This window comes from Legionella sp. ST3F1 (assembly GCF_048553315.1).
Classification (GTDB): Bacteria; Pseudomonadota; Gammaproteobacteria; order Legionellales; family Legionellaceae; genus Tatlockia; species Tatlockia donaldsonii.
Genome location: NZ_JBLZIO010000090.1, coordinates 1 through 238, shown reverse-complemented (window position 1 = coordinate 238; position 238 = coordinate 1). Strand labels below are relative to the sequence as shown.

Genomic DNA, 238 nt, shown 5'->3' with positions numbered 1-238 from the left:
ACCAATATATAAAGCCGGACCGCATTGCGTTGCATACGCTAAAAATTTTTTGATACTTCAGCAGGGAGTGAATTCGCCTCATATAACAGAAGAGTTTTGAGCGGACATAAAATGAGTGTTAAAGGAGTACGTAATTCATGACTTATATTGGTGATCAATTCAGATTTTAAGCGGTCTACTGCCATTAGTTTATATTTTTTATCCCGTGTATCAATCAGGGCCCGGCGTGCTGTATCTA

1 protein-coding gene is annotated in these 238 nt (G+C 38.7%); it reads right to left on the bottom strand.

The window, feature by feature from the left end; all coding sequences use genetic code 11:
• Positions 1-38: 38 nt before the first annotated feature.
• Positions 39-238: histidine kinase dimerization/phospho-acceptor domain-containing protein (locus ACN4Z1_RS16060; protein ID WP_419423067.1), on the bottom strand; the 200-nt coding region annotated here is incomplete at its 5' end.